Raw genomic sequence first — 17,325 nt, forward strand, 5'->3', positions numbered from 1 at the left:
TGCGTCGTCCCTTATCACTGACCGAGGGTCAGGACCTTCTGCATCATGGTTTTGGCGGTATTCATCAGCTCGGCGTTGGTCTGGAACGAACGACTGGCGGAAATCATGTCAGCCATTTCTTCAACCACGTTGACGTTGGGGTAATACACATAGCCCTTGGCGTCGGCAGAAGGATGGTTCGGCTCGTAGCGGGCCTGCAGCTCGCTTTGGTCTTCAACCACACCCAGCACTTGCACGCCTTGGCCCGCGCCGTCCTGGTTCTGAAACAGCGAGTCACCCGTACTGCTTTGCGCACCTTCGAACATAGTGGCGAACACCGGGTGCCGGGCACGGTAGGTCTGGTCGATGCTCGACGACACGGTATCGGCGTTGGCGATGTTACTGGCGACGGTGTTCAGACGCGTGGTCTGGGCACTCATGCCGCTACCGGCAATATTGAACACACTGGCTAGAGACATGAATTACTCCCCGCGCAGGGCCGACATCAGCCCTTTGAATTTGCTGTTGAGCAGGGTGAAGCTGGCCTGGAAGTTGACCGCATTCTCTGCGTAGTTCGACTGCTCGATCTGAGCGTCCACTGTGTTCTGGTCGATCGACGGCTGCATCGGCGTGCGGTACAGCAGCGACTCATCGCCACTGCTCAGACCCTGGGCTTCGATATGGCGAGTGTTGGTCTTGTTCAACGCAAACGTGCCGCTCTGGTTTTTGTCACTCTGGGCGGCGAGCACAGAGGCGAAATCCAGGTCCCGAGCCTTGTAGTTCGGGGTATCGGCGTTGGCGATGTTGTTGGCCAGTACTTCAGCGCGCTGGGCGCGAAAGCCCAGTGCCTGCTCATGGATACCAAGCGCTTTATCGAAGCTGATGCTCATGTCGAAAAACCTTTGTGGGCTGACCTGAGGATGTGATTCAGGTTCTACATGACATGAACAGAGCAAACCCCGTGCCAGTTGGCACAGAGCCGTATTTCAAGGCTTTGGGAGGGGCATGGGAGGCGGCAATGCCAGAAAAGCGGCAACGGTTGACCGCTGACTGCCGCTTTTCTGCCGCTTTGCTTCGGGTTTTCCGTAGCAGCTGCCGAAGGTCTACGGTCTACGGTCTACGGTCTACGGTTATTTGTCCGCCTATTTAGCCTGGTAGATGATCCCCGGGCTGCATTGGACCATCTGGTAATGATCCGGCAATCCGTTGAGCGCTTCGGAGGCGCCCAAAAACAGATAACCGCCCGGCTTCAAGGTGCTGTGAATGCGCAGCAGGATGTCTTTCTTCACTTCTGCCGAGAAGTAGATCAGCACATTGCGACAGAACACGACGTCGAACTTGCCAAAGCCTGCATAGCTGTCCAGCAGGTTGAAGGGGCGGAACTCGACCCGATTCTTGATCGGCGTCTTGATCACCCAGCGCCCCGGCCCCTTGGGGTCGAAATAGCGCTGCAAGCGCTCCGGCGACAGGCCACGGCCAATCGCCAGGTTGTCGTACTCACCGGTGCGGCAGGTGTTGAGCATCTGGGCTGACAGGTCGGTGGCAAAAATCTGCACGCCCGCCTTCAGTTGCCCCAGGTTGCTGCGCTCAAACTCATCAATCGCCATCGACAGCGAAAAGGGCTCCTGCCCCGAAGAACAGGCTGCCGACCAGATACGCAAGCGCTGCCCCGGATTGGCCTTGATTTGCTCAGGCAGCACCTTGTTCTTCAATACTTCGAAGGGATAGGTGTCGCGAAACCACAGGGTTTCATTGGTGGTCATGGCATCGACCACCAACTCGCGCAGCCCGCTGCGCGGCTGGCTCTGGATACGTTGAATCAACTCGCCCAACGACTTGATGCCTTGCTGCTCCATCAGTTTGTTGAGCCGGCTGGAGACCAGGTACTGCTTGTTTTCACCCAGCAAAATGCCACAGGCTTTTTCCAGGAAGACCCGGAACTGTTCAAAATCCAAATTAGCCGTCGACAAATGTCCTGCCTCTTAAATCGTTTTGACCGCCAAGGGTGAACCCTGGCTATGGTCTGCTGCTTTGATCCGGTCGACTACCCGGGATGCCAGGTCATCAGGCCGGAATTTGGCCAAAAAGTCATCAGCCCCGACTTTTTTGACCATCGCCTGATTGAATACCCCAGACAACGAAGTATGCAGAATGATGTGCAATTTTTGCATCCGCGGATCGTTGCGGATTTCGGCGGTCAGGGTGTAGCCGTCCATTTCCGGCATCTCGATATCCGAGATCATCATCAGAAACTCTTCGGACGGGTCCTTGCCCTCCTCCACCAGCTTGCGCAGGTAGTCCAGCGCCTGACGACCGTCGTTCAACGACACGACTTCAACGCCCACCGTTTGCAGGCAACGGGCAACCTGCTTGCGTGCCACCGACGAATCGTCGACGGTCAGCACCCGCAGCGACAGCGCCTTGGTTCGGGTTTCAACATCCACCACGCCATGGGTGATGGTTTCAGGCGATGGCGAAACTTCTGCCAGGACCTTCTCGACGTCAATGATTTCGACCAATTGGTCGTCCATCCGGGTCACGGCCGTCAAGTAATGGTCGTTACCGGTGCCCTTGGGCGGCGGATGAATATCTTCCCAGTTCATGTTGACGATACGTTCGACCGAGCGAACGAGAAAGCCCTGAGTCTTGGTGTTGTACTCGGTGATGATCACAAACGGGTTGCTCTGGTCTTTCAAAGCACCCGATCCGGTGGCCATCGCCAGATCAAGAATCGGAATGGTCGCGCCGCGAATGCTCGCCACACCACACACCACAGGATGGGACTTGGGAATCATGGTCAGTTTTGGGCATTGCAGCACCTCCCTGACTTTGAACACATTGATCCCGTAAAGCTGTGGCCCATCCAGACGAAACAGCAACAGCTCCAGGCGGTTTTGCCCCACCAGTTGAGTGCGCTGGTTAACCGCATCCATCACTCCGGCCATACTCAGCTCCTCTTAAAGACTTCAAGTTTCAACACCCAATTTCCGTAAACGGCACGGGGCTTGCTTTTTTATCGGCCATGAACGCAAAAACGACAAATTCCTGCCACCGATTTTTCCCCCAGACGCTGCGCCGCTGCTGTCTGAGCGTCCTGGCGGCTGGCGCCCTGCTTGGCGTAGGCACTTATAGCAGGGCCGACGCGTTTACATCACCTGAACAGCTTATCGGCGTGACCCAGGGCTTTCTTGAATTCACGGTTGAAGACTATCTCGCCACCAGCCAGACCGAGGGGCGATATCAGATCCAGGTCAACAACCTGGACCCGCGTCTGCGCTTGGCTCATTGCGACAAGGAATTGACAGCCTCCCTCGAAAGCCCGGCACAACCCATGGGGCGCGTGATCGTGCGTGTACGCTGCGAAGGGCTATCGCCATGGACCATCTTCGTTCCGGCCCAGGTCAAACTGTTCCGTGACGTGGTCATCGTCAATCACCCGCTCAAGCGCGGCATGGTGATCGACTACGCCGATGTCACTTTGCGCGAACGGGATGTGGGCCTGATCAATCAGGGCTATCTGACCGCGACCGAGCTGGCGGTCGGTCAAAAACTCCTGCGCCCGATGGTCACCGATCAAGTGCTGACGCTCACGCATCTGGAACAGGCTGCTGCCGTGCGCAAGGGTGACCATGTGGTAATCAGCGCCCGCAGCGGCACGTTAAGTGTCAAAATGCCCGGCGAAGCCCTGTCGGACGGTGGCCTCAGCGAACAGATCCGGGTAAAGAACCTGAATTCCAAGCGTGTGATCCGCGCTCGGGTCACAGCACCCGGCCAAGTTGAGGTGGCATTGTAGGAAAACTGGCATCAGCTCCTCGACTTTCCTACACTGTGGTTTGACGTAGATCAGTACCGTTCTATGTGAAGCTATGATTAATCGAGCCTAAAGTTTTTCCGGGTATGGCCGAAAACATGGCAAGCGTCCAAATACCCCGAGGTTTTTCGTTATGGTCATCGACTTCAGTCGTCTCAACAGCGCACCGCCCTTAACCGGCAGCACGCGCAGCAACGCCAGCCAGGAAACCGGTAGCGCCACGCAAGCGGCCCCGGCAAAAAGCCCTGAACAAGCCAGCGCCCCGAGCGGGGAATCTGTACACCTCAGCCAAGAGGCTCAACAGTTGCAGAAGATCAGCGACTCGTTGCGTGAACAACCTGCGGTCGACAAAAATCGGGTGGCCGAGCTTAAACAAGCCATTGCCGACGGCAGCTACAAGGTCGACAGCAATCGGGTCGCCAGCAAACTGCTGAATATGGAAGCCGAGCGCTAGGCCCACGGCCTGTGCCGCACTTTTGGACGCTTAATCCAGGGGTTTGTTGACGCTTCGTTGTGAGCCGCGTCGCTGGGCTGTGTTACTCGCAGCTTATTTGAAACACCAAACTACACTGCTCGCGCCTTGCCCTGCACCAAGTGGGACAGCGTCGCGGCCACAACGAAGCGTCAACAGACCCAGAGTTCGCCATGCACGACGAAAATTTACTGCAACTGATCAATGATGACCTCGCCCCCGCCGAGCAACTGCTTGGCCTGTTGCAGGACGAGACCATCGCCCTTAAAGGCCGCGACATGCAGGTGCTGGAAAATATTCTGGCGCGCAAGCAGTCGCTGATCATTTTGCTTGAGCAACATGGCCGCAAACGCAGCGAGATCCTGGCAAGCCTGGGCCTGGCTACCAACCGCAGCGGCCTCGAAAGCTTGGCCAGCCATTCCAGCGTGGGCGCGCAGCTGCTTAGCCAAAGCGATGCGCTGAACCAGTTACTGGCTCAATGCCAGGCCGCGAACTTGCTCAATGGCCAGTCGATCCAGACTCAGCAGGCGATCACCGCCAACCAGTTGCGCATTCTTCATGGCGGCGAAGCCCCATCGTTGTATGACGCACGCGGCACCACTTCGATGCTTAACAAGCACCGCGCCTACAGCCAGGCCTGAGCCTGCGCAAACACTGAATCTAGCGAGACACACAGCATGATGGCAGAATGCCTCTTTTTTGTGTGTTGCAGTATTTTGCCTGGAGATTGATGCAACGTGTTCGACGCACAAGACGCTCCGCAGCCACCAAAGGTGCTGACTACCCCCCTGGAAATCGCCTCCAACTTGCGGATGCTGCAAGAGAGCCATGACCCGTTAATCATCACTTTTCAGGATCGCACCCAGCGCTTCCAAAGCTATGTGGTCGATGTGAATCGTGAGAACAACACCCTGGTCCTGGACGAAATGATCCCCCGTGAGGGCGAGCGCTTTCTTGAGGACGGTATACCGTTTCGAGTTGAGGGTTTCCACGATGGCGTACGCATCGCTTGGGAATGCACGACGCAACTGAGCATTGGCGACCTCAATGATCATCGCTGCTATCGCGGCGCGCTACCGCGCGAAGTGGTTTACCACCAACGCCGCAACGCGTTCCGCGCCGCCCTGAAACTGGCTCACCTGATTGATGTGGAAATTGCCGGTGACAAGCTCGGCACGCCAGTCAATGGCAAGCTGCTGGACGTCTCCGCCACCGGTTGCAAGTTGCGCTTTGAAGGCGATATCAGCCAAAGCCTGCAACTGGGCCAGGTGTATGAGCGCTTCAGCGCCGCCCTGCCCTTTGGCCTGATGACCACGCCGGTCGAACTGCGTTATCTGCATTTTGAAGAGCGCTTCAACATCACCTTCGCGGGCTTGCGCTTTCACAACATCAGCGGCGCTGTGCAGCGCCAGGTCGAGCGCTTTGTCTATCAACTGCAGCGCGAGGCGCGGCAGTTTGACAAGGATGACTATTACTAGACCGCAGGCCCTATGGCTTGGGTTCCGACTGCGGTTCGAACTCATCCACCACCGGGTCCTGCACCATCTGCTCCTGCACCATTTGTTCATCCACCCTCGGGTCAAGCGCAGCTACCAGCGGTGAGCTGGACATGCTGTCGGGCATCGCCACGTGATGCAGCGGCGCATCGTCGACCTGGTGCAGGTTGGTCACTGCATTCGGGCGAATCCGCCATACCAGGATCAAACTGGCCACGCTGAAGAACGCATACAGCATCTGGCTGCCGAACACCTTCATCAGCACGCCCGCCGCCAGTGGCCCGACGCTTGCCCCAATGCCATAGGTCACCAGCAACATGGCCGTCAACGACACGCGACGCTCAGGCTCAATGTGGTCATTGGCAAAGGCAACTGCCAGCGGATAGATGCAAAACTGCAGCAGGGCCGCCACACAACCCGCCACAAACAGCACTTCCAGTGGCACCTCTGGCAAGATCGCCAACGGCAATGCCGCCACTGCCAGCAGAAAGGCGAAGATCCGGATCAACAGCGGCCGATCATAACGGTCGGACAACCAGCCCAGCGGCCACTGCACCACCAGACCAGCAAAAATGCAGCTACCCATATACACACCGACCAGCTCGGTCGAAAGCCCTTGCTGCGACGCATACAGCGGCGCCAGACCGTAGAACGAGCCCACCAGCAAGCCCGCTCCCATCACCGCGATCAACGACTGCGGCACGCGCTTGATAAAGAACCTGGGGTCCATCGGTGCCGGATGCAGGGGGGCCGGGTGAATCCGTCGGGTCATGGCCACCGGCACCAGGCACAAGGCAAAACACAACGCCACCACCATCAGCAACTCTGGGCCCAGGGCCGGGTGAACGGCCAGAATCAGCTGCCCGAGCACCAGCCCCAAATAAGACGCGATCATGTACAGGCTGAACACCACGCCGCGCTGTTTGGCATCTGCCTGCTCGTTGAGCCAGCTTTCGATAACCATGTACTGGCACATCATGCCCAGGCCGACGATCACCCGCAGCAGCAGCCACATCGGCAACCAGTCCGTCAGCCCGTGACACAGCACCGCCGCCCCGACGATACCGGCACAGGTGGCGTAGGCACGAATATGCCCGACCCGGGCAATCAGCCGGTGGCCGATCTTGCCGCCCAGTACCAGGCCAAAGTAGTTGGCCGCCATCAAGGCGCCGATCCACAAGCCGTCGACATTGTCGGCCGCCAGGCGCAGCGCCAGATAAGTACTTAAAAGGCCAGAGCCGATCAACATCATCAGCGAGGCAAAGTACAACGCTCGAAAAGACTTCCATATTTGGTGCATTGGCTTTCCGTGCGGCTCCTTGTGTCTGCAACCGGGAACAGGCCCGGCGCCACAGATTTAAACGGTTAAGCCTGAGCCGCCAAAACGCGACGCTCCCAGGGAGTAATTTCATCTTGGAAGCTGGTCAGCTCCAGCGTCTTGGACGCAATGTAACCTTCGATGAACTCAGTACCGAACAGTTCAATCGCCAAGTGACTCCCCTTGAGACGCTCAAGTGCAGCATGCAAGGTACATGGCAATGACAACGCCTGGGGCACATCGAACGCGCCCTCGATTGCAGCGCTGGGTTCCAGCTTATGTTCGATGCCGTATAACCCGGCCGCAAGGCTGGCGGCAATCGCCAGATACGGGTTGGCGTCCGCACCCGGCAAGCGGTTTTCGACCCGTCGAGCCAGCGGTGAACTGGCCGGAATGCGCAGGCCCGCGGAACGATTGTCATGGGACCAACAGGCATTGTTCGGCGATGCATAAGGATGGAACAAACGTTGATAGGAATTGACGTTCGGCGCAAACAGCGCCGTGAAGTCCCCCATGCCGGCCTGCTGGCCGCCAATAAAGTGGCGAAAGGTTGCCGTCGGCTGCCCCGCTTCGTCGCTGAACACGTTGCGACCGCTGCCCAGCTCCACCACGCTCTGATGAATATGCATCGAACTGCCCGCCGTATGCGCCAGCGGCTTGGCCATACAGACCACGGTCAGTCCATGTTTCAGGGCGACCTCTTTGAGCAAATGCTTAAACAGAAAAGTCTGGTCGGCGAGCAACAGCGGATCACCGTGCAGCAGGTTGATCTCGAACTGGCTGACGCCCATCTCATGCATAAAGGTGTCACGCGGCAAGCCCAGGGCCGCCATGCACTGGTAAACCTCGCTGAAAAACGGTCGCAGTCCGTTATTGGAACTGATGCTGAACGCCGAAAAACCATCTTCGCGACGGCCATCCAGGCCCACTGGCGGACGGAACGGCTGGGTCGGATCGGTGTTGGGCGCAAACACAAAGAACTCAAGCTCGGTCGCCACCACCGGCGCCAGTCCGCGGGCCGCGTAACGGGCAATAACGGCCTTCAACTGACCGCGAGTCGATAGCCGCGAGCTTTCACCACTGAACTCATCGGCATCACAAATAGCCAAGGCGCGGGGCTGCTGGCTCCAGGGCAGGCGATGGATATGGGCCGGGTCTGGCACCAGCGCCAGATCTCCGTCGTCGCTGCCATAAAAACGCGCTTCGGGGTAACCGCCCATGATGCATTGCAGCAACACTCCACGGGCCATCTGCAAACGCCGCCCCTCAAGGAACCCGGCAGCGGTCATGACCTTGCCACGGGGCACGCCATTGAGATCGGGGGTGACGCATTCAATTTCATCAATACCCGCCAATCGCTGTGCGAGTGAGCCCTGGCCATCGCTCGTCATGACACTTTCCTTGTTGTGATGCAGGCCGCTAACGGCAACCTGTACAAAATACGCAGCAGCTGTTCGGGATTTCAAGCGGGTACCTCACAAAAAGCTACAGTCTGTAGCCGCTGAGGAGCGCAGCGAGGCTGCGATGGGCTGCGCAGCGGCTACACTGCGCCCACTGTGTCCAGGATGACCCAAGGAAAAACGATGAAGACGTTGCCCCCTCTTTGTACCGGCCTGTTGCTGGCCAGCCTGTTAAGCCCGGCAGCCTTTGCCGGGACGCCCACCGGCGATGGCTATGTGCTGGATAAAGTCGTGCAGGTCAGCCGCCACGGCGTCCGTCCGCCCACCCAGTCCAATGAAAAACTGCTGACTGCCGTCACCCAGCGCCAATGGCCAACCTGGCTGGTGCCCTTCGGCAACCTGACCGGCCACGGCTACACCGGTGCCGTCGAAATGGGCCGCTACCGTGGCGAAGTGCTGCGCACCGCCGGGCTGATCCCCACGGGCTGCCCGGATGCCAGCCAGTTGCTGGTCCACGCCAGCCCCCTGCAACGCACCAAAGCTACCGCCCAGGCCCTGCTCGACGGCATGTTCCCCGGCTGCGGCCTGCAGCCGACTTATGTCAGCGGCGAACAGGACGCGCTGTTCCAGGCCAATGAAATGCCCTTTGCCGCCCTCGACCCGGTGAAAGCCAAAGCCGCCATTCTCAAGGCCTTGGGCGGTAGCGTCGAAGCGGCACAGGCGCGCTACAAACCCTTTGAAGAAAAACTCAGAGAAGTCGCCTGCATGCCCGGCACCGACTGCCCGTACGGCAAACAAGCCTGGGAACTGGAGCAAAATGCCAAGGGCCGCTTCTCGATCAAGGGTCTGAGCGCTGGCGCCAATATGGGCGAAGTGTTCCGTCTGGAGTACAGCCAGGGCTTGCCACTGGATAAAGTCGCGTTCGGCAACGGCCGCACCGCTGCCGAAGTCTCAAGCCTGATGGTGCTGACCAAAGCCAAATACGACTACCTCAACGACATCCCCTATATCGCCAGCCGCGGCGCGTCCGAGTTGATGAACCAGATCTCGCTGGAGCTCAAACAAGGCACTTCACTGGCCCAAAAAGACGCCCCGGATACTCCACCAGACGTTCCGCTGATGCTGTTGGTGGCCCATGACACCAACATTTCCTACCTGCGCACCATGCTCGGTTTCGGCTGGAAGCTGGGGGACTACATCGAGAACAACATTCCCCCGGTCGGTACGCTGCAGTTCGAGCGCTACAAGGAAGTCAAAACCGGAGAGTACTTTCTGCGCATTGCCTTTGAAGCGCAGTCGATGGATCAAATCCGCAACCTGACCCAACTAAGCGCCAGCCAAAAACCGCTCAAGGGTGATTTCGCAAGCGCCAAAGGCTGCCGCAAAACCAGTGTCGGCCTGCTTTGCCCGCTCAAGGATGCGATGGTCAAAGTCGATCAGAACATCGACCCCACCGCGCTGACACCCTACTCATTTAAGTAATTGATTGTTAGCAAGCAAGGCTCGTTTCACGTTGCTGCAACCAGCCCAGCAAGTCCGGCCCGCTCATGGGCCGGGCAAACCAGTAGCCCTGCCCTTCAATGCAGCCCATGGCCTGCAAACGCAGGAACTGAGCCTCGGTTTCAATTCCTTCGATAACCACCGACATCCCCAAGGCTTTACCCAGGGCCAGGGTGCTGCTGATCGCAGCTTCGCAGCGCGGCTCATGTGCAACGCTGCGGACAAATTCGGCGTCGAGCTTGATCTCGTTAAACGGCAACTGACACAACCGTTGCAGCGAGGAAAACCCGGCACCAAAATCGTCAATCGATAACCGGCAGCCCATCATCCGCAGGCGCACCAGATTTTCCAGGCTGGCGGCCGGTGCTTGCAGCAGCCCGCTTTCGGTCAACTCGAAGGTCAGCCTGGAGCCCGGTGTGGCATGACGGGTCAGTACCCCCTTGAGGGTGTAAGTCAGTTGGCTGTTGGCTAGTTGCGCGGTTTGCAGGTTGAACGCCATATTCAGGGGGAAGCCCTCGGCTCTGGCTTGCTCTTGCAGGCGCAAGGCTTGATCCAACTGAGCAAACAACAAGTCATCCATCAATCCGCAACGTTCCAGCACCGGGATAAACACGGCTGGCGGCAGCACCCCCTTGTGCGGATGCAACCAGCGGCAGAGCACTTCAACACCACACACCTCACCGGTCTGCAGATTGAATTTGGGCTGATACCAGGCCTGCAATTGCTGCAGGGCCAGCGCCTGGCGCACCTCGTCCTCACAGGCCAGTTGCACACTCTGCTCCAGCTTGTGCCCATTCGCGCTGGCACTTTGATACTTGCTCAGCAATGGCTCAAGGACGTCGGCGTACAGCGGTTTGCCAACATCACCCAGTAGCTCCAGCCCCAGCAGGGCAATGATCTGATGCGCTGTACGGCACAAGTCAGCCGACAGGGCACTGCTGATGATGATGGATTTGACTTGCCCCAATTTGCCCGCCCGACGCAAGAAGGCCAGCCCATCCATGCCCTCCATCTGCAAGTCGCAGACGGCGATATCCACCGTACCTACCTGCTGAAGAACCGCCAGCGCCTCGCTGCCATCGCTGGCTTCAAACACTTCATGGCACCCCAGCGAGCGAAACATGCTCACCGCAACAGCACGTTGAAAGGCGTCATCTTCAAGAATCAGGATACGCAGGGAGTTGCCAGGCATTGAGGTTGACCCATCGTGAACGGTGTAGGTCAATTGTCTCGAGTTCGGTAAGAGACTTACCTAGGGAAATTCCCTGTAAACGTAGGAATTTTCCCAACTCTGTCCCGCTGCCGATTGAGGATCAGCGAGCGCTACGGCTGAAGATACGGATCACTTCATCCAGATGCTCGGCCATCGCCTGGCGCGCAGCATCCGCGTCGTGCTGCTCCAGTGCTTGCAGCACACGCCGGTGTTCATTTTCCGAACGATGAATCATATCGTCCGAGGTGTAGTGGTTTTGCAGACGCTGAAACATGCTTCCGTAACGATGGCCCAACAGATGTTGAATCATCAGGGCGTAGGCCGGGTTGTCCGAGGCCTGGGCAATGCGGATATGAAAAAGGCGGTCGCCGGGGTGCGTGTGGGAACCTTCAAGGTTGTCCTGCACGTTGCGTTCAAAGGCTTCGCGGATGCCCGCCAGTTCTTCATCGCTGGCATTGACCGCGGCCAGTGCCGCCGCTTCGGGCTCGATCAGACGACGAGCCTGAAGCAAGGCGAACGGTGGGATTTCGGCATTGAAGTCGATTTCGAGGTTCAGCTCAGGGTCCAGCTCTTTCCACTGATTGCGCGTGGCTTGGGCCATCACCGGTTCATTGGTCAACGATTGCACCGGTGGTTCACACACCAGCACCCCGTTACCGACACGTACATCGACCAGCCCGATGACTTCCAGCGCGATCATCGCCTCGCGCACCGACGCACGACTCACGCCAAGCAACTTGGCAAGCTCGCGTTCGGCGGGCAAACGGCTGCCCGGGGGGAATTCACCGCTGTCGATCAAGGCCCGCAGCTGGTCGGCAATTTGCCGATAAAGTCTTTGGTTATCAATTACTTGAAATGGCATTGTGAAATTGGCTCTGGCATGAACAGCGATCGACGATCACTTTTGGCAAAAAAAGACGCTTGTTGAAGACTGAGGTGCATGCTACAAAAGGACCAATGGCCTGACCATTGGACGGATAACGTAGAGCGATCATAGCAAACCTTATCCTGATACTTGCGTCGTTTTGCCATTTACTGCGCCTGCAATGGCCTGACCATTAGGCCGGTTTCCACAAAAACAAAAAATATCACTATGGAGCATCCATGGATCTTTCCGGCAAACGCGTGCTGATCACTGCAGCCGCTCAGGGTATTGGCCAGGCCAGTGTCCAGGCGTACCTGGCCGCCGGCGCCGAAGTCTTCGCCGCCGACATCAATGCCGCCGCCCTCGACGCCCTTGAAGGCGCGCACAAACATGTTCTGGACGTCACCGATGCCGCTGCCATTGAGCGCCTGGCCAAACAACTTGGCCCGCTGGATGTGCTGTTCAACTGCGCAGGCGTGGTCCACAGCGGCAATATTCTGGAGTGCAGCGAAAAGGACTGGAGCTTTGCCCTGGACCTCAACGTCACCGCCATGTACCGCATGATCCGCGCCTTTTTGCCGGGCATGCTGAGCAACGGCGGCGGCTCGATCATCAACATGGCATCGGTGGCGTCCAGCGTTAAAGGCGTGCCCAACCGCTTTGCCTACTGCGCCAGCAAGGGCGCGGTGATTGGCTTGACCCGCTCGGTAGCGGCTGACTTTGTCAGCCAGAACATCCGCTGCAACGCCATCTGCCCCGGCACCGTTGACTCCCCTTCCCTGCGCCAGCGCATCAGCGAACAAGCCGAGCGCGAAGGCCGCAGTGTGGACGAGGTATACGCCGCCTTTGCCGCGCGCCAGCCCATGGGCCGCATCGGCACCGCCGAAGAAATCGCCCAGCTGGCGCTGTACCTCGGATCGAGTGCCAGCGGTTTCACCACCGGCACCGCACAAATCATTGATGGCGGCTGGAGCAACTGACGCCAGCTCTTTCGTTTTTGATTTTGACCTTGTGGGAGCGGGCTTGCTCGCGATTCAGGCACCTCGGAGTTTCAGTTAAACCGCAGTGATGCCATCGCAAGCAAGCCCACTACCACAGGGCCCTGCCCTCTCTCCAAAAAGGATTACTTATGAAACTGCTGCGCTACGGTGAAAAAGGCCAGGAATGTCCTGCCCTGCTTGATAACAACGGTCAACTGCGCGATTTATCCGCAGTGGTCACGGATATCGCAGGCGACACCCTCAGCCCGCAAAGCATTGCCCGCCTGCAAGACATCGACCCCTCCACTCTGCCGCTGGTTGAAGGCTCGCCCCGCATCGGCGCCTGCGTCGGCCAGGTCGGCAAATTTATCTGCATCGGCTTGAACTATGCCGACCACGCCGCCGAAACCGGCGCTGCAATCCCTGCCGAACCGGTGGTGTTCAGTAAATGGACCAGCGCCATTGTCGGCCCCAACGATGACGTCGAAATCCCGCGCAACTCACGCAAAACCGACTGGGAAGTCGAACTGGGCGTGGTCATCGGCAAGGGCGGCCGTTACATCAGCGAAAGTGAGGCCCTGGAGCACGTGGCCGGTTATTGCGTGATCAACGATGTGTCCGAGCGCGAGTTCCAACTGGAACTGGGCGGCACCTGGGACAAAGGCAAGGGCTGCGACACCTTCGGCCCCCTCGGCCCATGGCTGGTGACCCGTGACGAAATCGCCGACCCGCACCAGCTCGACCTGTGGCTGGAAGTGGACGGCAAGCGCTACCAGAACGGCAATACGCGGACGATGATTTTCCAGATCCCGAAGATCATCAGCTACCTCAGCCAATTTATGAGCCTGCAACCGGGCGATGTGATTTCCACCGGCACCCCGCCGGGCGTTGGCCTGGGTATCAAGCCAGAACCGGTGTACCTGCGCGCCGGCCAGACCATGCGCCTGGGCATCAGCGGCCTGGGTGAACAACAGCAGCGCACCGTAAATTCCGACTGACAGGGAGCCGCACCATGACCACGATTACCGCCGTACGGGTTGAAGACATCCGCTTCCCCACCTCGCAATCCCTCGATGGCTCGGACGCGATGAACCCGGACCCTGACTACTCAGCGGCCTATGTCATCCTCGAAACCGACACCCCGAACCTCGAAGGCCACGGCCTGACCTTTACCATCGGCCGTGGCAATGAAATCTGCTGCGCTTCAATCAAGGCCCTGGCCAGCCTGCTGGTGGGGTTGAAACTGGAATGGATCGCCGAAGACATGGGCCGCTTCTGGCGCCACGTCACCAGTGACAGCCAGCTGCGCTGGATCGGCCCGGACAAGGGCGCCATTCACCTGGCCACCGGTGCGGTGGTCAACGCCGCCTGGGACCTGTGGGCCAAGGCCGAAGGCAAACCGGTATGGCGCCTGGTGGCCGACATGAGCCCCGAGCAACTGGTGCGCTGCATTGATTTTCGCTACATCACCGACTGCATCACCCCGGCCGAAGCCCTGACCCTGCTGCGTGAACGCGCCCAGGGCAAGGCCGAGCGCCTGGCCTTGCTCGAAGCCGACGGCTACCCCTGCTACACCACCTCGGCCGGGTGGCTGGGCTATGCCGACGACAAACTGCGCCGCCTGTGCCAGGAAGCCGTGGATGCGGGCTTCTCCCACGTCAAATTGAAGGTCGGCCATGACCTGCAAGACGATATCCGCCGCGTGCGCATCGCCCGCGAAGTGCTGGGCCCGGATCGCCAACTGATGATCGACGCCAATCAGGTATGGGAAGTCAACGCGGCCATCGACTGGGTGCGTGAGCTGTCGTTCGCCAAGCCGTGGTTTATCGAAGAACCCACCAGCCCGGATGACGTGGAAGGCCATCGCAAAATCCGCCTCGGGGTCGCCCCGGTCAAGGTGGCAACCGGCGAGATGTGCCAGAACCGTATCGTGTTCAAGCAACTGATCATGCGCGAAGCCATCGACGTGGTGCAGATCGACGCCTGCCGCTTGGGCGGGGTCAATGAAGTGCTGGCCGTGATGCTGATGGCCGCCAAGTACAACTTGCCGGTGTGCCCGCATGCCGGGGGCGTTGGCTTGTGCGAATACGTGCAACACCTGTCGATGATCGACTACCTGTGCATCGCCGGGACTCACGAAGGCCGGGTGGTGGAGTTTGTCGACCATCTGCATGAACACTTTGAAGACCCGTGCGTGATTCGCAATGCGGCCTATATGCCACCGCAGGCGCCGGGCTTCTCGATTCAGATGAAGGCAGCGTCCCGCGAGCAGTATCGCTACCGGGGCTGAACCAACGGGCGGAGCACAATAATAATGTCGTCCTCACACTCACTACGGCTCGATGCACACCAGCACTTCTGGCGCTATGACGCCGCGGACTACCCCTGGATAGGCCGCGACATGGGCTGTTTACGCCGCGACTTTCAGCCCGATGATTTGCGCCCGCTGCTGGATGCGGCCGGGTTTGACGGCTGCATCGCCGTGCAGGCCCGCGCCTGTGCAAGCGAGACCGATCAGTTGTTACGGTTGGCTGAACGTTACCCGTGGATTTGCGCCGTGGTGGGCTGGGTCGACCTGTGCGCCAGCGACCTTGAACAGTCGCTGGAACGCTGGGCGCAGAACCCGGTTCTGCGTGGTTTTCGTCATCAGTTGCAGGACGAAAGCGCGCCCGCCGACTTTATGCAAAACCCCGCGTTTAACCGGGGGTTGAACACCTTGCAACGCCAGGGTCTGGTCTACGAAATCCTGGTCAAGGCCAGGGATCTGGGCGCTGCCACCGAGCTATGCCAGCAGCATGACCAACACCATCTGGTGCTCGATCACCTGGGCAAGCCCGATGTGCAGGCCAATGACTGGAAAGCCTGGGCCCAACAACTCGCGCCGCTGGCCGCCCTGCCCCATGTCAGTTGCAAGCTGTCGGGGCTGATCACCGAAGCCCATTGGCAGGATTGGCATAGCGCACAACTGACGCCCTATCTGCACACCGCACTGGAGCTGTTCGGCCCCGAGCGTTTGATGTTCGGTTCCGACTGGCCTGTGTGCCTGCTGGCCAGCGACTACGCGGCCACTTGCGGCCTGGTTGGCAGTGTCTCGCAGCATGCGGCCATTTGGGGTGGCACGGCGTGCCGCGTCTACAACATTGAGGGAGCGATTCAATGAATCTATACCTGCAAGACAAGGTCTTTATCGTCACCGGCGGTGGCTCGGGGATTGGCGCAGCTATCTCCTTGGGGCTGGCCGACGAAGGCGCGATCCCGGTTATTTTCGGTCACAGCCCGCTGTCCGATGAACTGGCGCGGCAACTGGACCAACGTGGTTCCCAAAGCCTGTTTGTACAGGTCGAATTGCGCGACGAAGACGCCTGCCGCGCCGCCGTCGCCACAGTACTGCAACGCTTTGGCCGTATCGACGGGCTGGTCAACAACGCCGGAGTCAATGACAGCATCGGCCTTGAGGCCGGGCGTTCAGCCTTTGTCGAGTCACTGGAAAAAAACCTGATCCATTACTACCTGATGACCCACTTGTGCGTGGACGCGCTCAAGGCTACTCGCGGTTCCATCGTCAATATCAGCTCCAAGACCGCCCTCACCGGGCAAGGCGGCACCAGCGGCTACACCGCCGCCAAAGGCGCGCAACTGTCGCTGACCCGCGAATGGGCCACCTCGTTGCTGAGCGACGGGGTACGGGTCAACGCAGTCATTCCGGCTGAAGTCATGACTCCGTTGTACGAGCGCTGGATCGACACCTTTGCCGACCCGAAAGCCAAGCTGGCAAGCATCGTCGAAAAAATCCCCTTCGGCCAACGCATGACCACGAGTGAGGAAATCGCCGACAGCGTGCTGTTTCTGTTGTCGTCACGCTCCTCCCACACCACCGGGCAATGGCTGGTGGTAGATGGCGGCTACACCCACCTGGACCGGGCGCTGACATGAGTCGCCAGTGCCTGGCGCTGGACCTGATAGACGACCCGGTGTTGATCGCCGAGTACGAACGCTTGCACCAGCAAATCTGGCCGCAGATCAGCGCCCACCTGCGCCAGCACGGCGTGCTCGACATGCAGATCTGGCGCCTGGGTACGCGGCTGTTCATGGTCATGGACACGGCTCCCGACTTCAACGCCGAAGCCTTTTCCCGGGCCGGAGCCAGTGACCCCAGGGTGCAGGAATGGGAAACGCTGATGTGGCGCTTCCAGCAGCCCACACCCTGGACCCGTCCCGGCGAAAAATGGGCGTCGATGAGCCAGATTTTCAGCCTGCACCATTCACCCTGACCCTGTGGGAGCGGGCTTGC

19 protein-coding genes are annotated in these 17,325 nt (G+C 59.2%); 11 read left to right on the forward strand and 8 right to left on the reverse strand.

Going from position 1 to position 17,325, the window contains the following annotated elements; translation table 11 throughout:
- Nucleotides 1-14: 14 nt before the first annotated feature.
- From flgC to U5A05_RS18070, 4 genes are all read right to left on the reverse strand, one after another.
- Nucleotides 15-458 (reverse strand): flagellar basal body rod protein FlgC, encoded by a 444-nt coding sequence (gene flgC / locus U5A05_RS18055; protein WP_261739260.1) that lies wholly within the window; start codon nt 456-458, stop codon nt 15-17.
- Between the two features lie 3 nt (nt 459-461).
- On the reverse strand, nt 462-869 hold the full coding sequence (flgB, locus tag U5A05_RS18060) for a flagellar basal body rod protein FlgB (protein WP_261739261.1): 408 nt from the start codon (nt 867-869) through the stop codon (nt 462-464).
- A gap of 252 nt (nt 870-1,121) precedes the next feature.
- Nucleotides 1,122-1,949 (reverse strand): protein-glutamate O-methyltransferase CheR, encoded by an 828-nt coding sequence (cheR, locus tag U5A05_RS18065; protein ID WP_261739262.1) that lies wholly within the window; start codon nt 1,947-1,949, stop codon nt 1,122-1,124.
- Between the two features lie 12 nt (nt 1,950-1,961).
- Nucleotides 1,962-2,924, reverse strand: a complete 963-nt coding sequence (locus U5A05_RS18070) for a chemotaxis protein CheV (protein ID WP_261739263.1) — start codon at nt 2,922-2,924, stop codon at nt 1,962-1,964.
- Nucleotides 2,925-3,001: 77 nt separating this feature from the next.
- On the opposite strand from U5A05_RS18070, the gene flgA reads away from it, so the two are divergent.
- The 4 genes from flgA to U5A05_RS18090 all read left to right on the forward strand — a co-directional run bounded on the left by flgA (nt 3,002) and on the right by U5A05_RS18090 (nt 5,740).
- Nucleotides 3,002-3,772, forward strand: a complete 771-nt coding sequence (gene flgA / locus U5A05_RS18075) for a flagellar basal body P-ring formation chaperone FlgA (RefSeq protein ID WP_261739264.1) — start codon at nt 3,002-3,004, stop codon at nt 3,770-3,772.
- 151 nt (nt 3,773-3,923) lie between these two features.
- On the forward strand, nt 3,924-4,244 hold the full coding sequence (gene flgM, locus U5A05_RS18080; protein ID WP_321834224.1) for a flagellar biosynthesis anti-sigma factor FlgM: 321 nt from the start codon (nt 3,924-3,926) through the stop codon (nt 4,242-4,244).
- Between the two features lie 191 nt (nt 4,245-4,435).
- The gene (locus U5A05_RS18085) at nt 4,436-4,903 is read left to right on the forward strand and encodes a flagella synthesis protein FlgN (RefSeq protein ID WP_261739266.1); all 468 of its coding nucleotides are present in this window, start codon (nt 4,436-4,438) and stop codon (nt 4,901-4,903) included.
- A 96-nt stretch (nt 4,904-4,999) separates the two neighbouring features.
- Nucleotides 5,000-5,740 (forward strand): flagellar brake protein, encoded by a 741-nt coding sequence (locus tag U5A05_RS18090; protein WP_321834225.1) that lies wholly within the window; start codon nt 5,000-5,002, stop codon nt 5,738-5,740.
- Between the two features lie 10 nt (nt 5,741-5,750).
- Here the strand turns inward: U5A05_RS18090 and U5A05_RS18095 are convergent, their stop codons facing one another.
- Nucleotides 5,751-7,058, reverse strand: a complete 1,308-nt coding sequence (locus tag U5A05_RS18095) for an MFS transporter (RefSeq protein ID WP_321834226.1) — start codon at nt 7,056-7,058, stop codon at nt 5,751-5,753.
- Between the two features lie 65 nt (nt 7,059-7,123).
- Nucleotides 7,124-8,365 carry a glutamine synthetase family protein gene (locus U5A05_RS18100; protein WP_321836530.1) on the reverse strand — a complete coding sequence of 414 codons (1,242 nt, stop codon included), beginning with the start codon at nt 8,363-8,365 and terminating at the stop codon, nt 7,124-7,126.
- 294 nt (nt 8,366-8,659) lie between these two features.
- Here U5A05_RS18100 and U5A05_RS18105 point away from each other — a divergent pair, with 294 nt between their 5' ends.
- Nucleotides 8,660-9,958 carry a histidine-type phosphatase gene (locus tag U5A05_RS18105; protein ID WP_321834227.1) on the forward strand — a complete coding sequence of 433 codons (1,299 nt, stop codon included), beginning with the start codon at nt 8,660-8,662 and terminating at the stop codon, nt 9,956-9,958.
- 7 nt (nt 9,959-9,965) lie between these two features.
- Here U5A05_RS18105 and U5A05_RS18110 read toward each other — a convergent pair whose 3' ends face one another.
- Nucleotides 9,966-11,168, reverse strand: a complete 1,203-nt coding sequence (locus tag U5A05_RS18110) for an EAL domain-containing response regulator (protein WP_321834228.1) — start codon at nt 11,166-11,168, stop codon at nt 9,966-9,968.
- A 121-nt stretch (nt 11,169-11,289) separates the two neighbouring features.
- Nucleotides 11,290-12,051, reverse strand: coding sequence for a FadR/GntR family transcriptional regulator (locus U5A05_RS18115; RefSeq protein WP_261739271.1), 762 nt, complete (start codon nt 12,049-12,051; stop codon nt 11,290-11,292).
- 242 nt (nt 12,052-12,293) lie between these two features.
- Here U5A05_RS18115 and U5A05_RS18120 point away from each other — a divergent pair, with 242 nt between their 5' ends.
- The 6 genes from U5A05_RS18120 to U5A05_RS18145 all read left to right on the forward strand — a co-directional run bounded on the left by U5A05_RS18120 (nt 12,294) and on the right by U5A05_RS18145 (nt 17,305).
- Entirely contained in the window at nt 12,294-13,034 is a 741-nt protein-coding gene (locus U5A05_RS18120) for an SDR family oxidoreductase (protein ID WP_321834229.1), read from the forward strand.
- A gap of 149 nt (nt 13,035-13,183) precedes the next feature.
- Nucleotides 13,184-14,032 (forward strand): fumarylacetoacetate hydrolase family protein, encoded by an 849-nt coding sequence (locus U5A05_RS18125; protein ID WP_321834230.1) that lies wholly within the window; start codon nt 13,184-13,186, stop codon nt 14,030-14,032.
- 14 nt (nt 14,033-14,046) lie between these two features.
- Nucleotides 14,047-15,324: an L-fuconate dehydratase gene (locus U5A05_RS18130; RefSeq protein WP_321834231.1), complete on the forward strand. Its 1,278-nt coding sequence runs from the start codon at nt 14,047-14,049 to the stop codon at nt 15,322-15,324.
- Between the two features lie 24 nt (nt 15,325-15,348).
- Complete coding sequence (locus U5A05_RS18135) at nt 15,349-16,194, forward strand: amidohydrolase family protein (RefSeq protein WP_321834232.1); 846 nt, start codon at nt 15,349-15,351, stop codon at nt 16,192-16,194.
- Nucleotides 16,191-16,967, forward strand: coding sequence for an L-fucose dehydrogenase (locus U5A05_RS18140; protein WP_261739276.1), 777 nt, complete (start codon nt 16,191-16,193; stop codon nt 16,965-16,967). The genes U5A05_RS18135 and U5A05_RS18140 overlap by 4 nt, the downstream gene beginning before the upstream one ends.
- Nucleotides 16,964-17,305: an L-rhamnose mutarotase gene (locus tag U5A05_RS18145; protein WP_321834233.1), complete on the forward strand. Its 342-nt coding sequence runs from the start codon at nt 16,964-16,966 to the stop codon at nt 17,303-17,305. Before U5A05_RS18140 ends, U5A05_RS18145 begins: the two co-directional genes overlap by 4 nt.
- Nucleotides 17,306-17,325 lie beyond the last annotated feature (20 nt).

Source organism: Pseudomonas kulmbachensis (assembly GCF_963681935.1).
GTDB classification, from domain to species: domain Bacteria; phylum Pseudomonadota; class Gammaproteobacteria; order Pseudomonadales; family Pseudomonadaceae; genus Aquipseudomonas; species Aquipseudomonas kulmbachensis.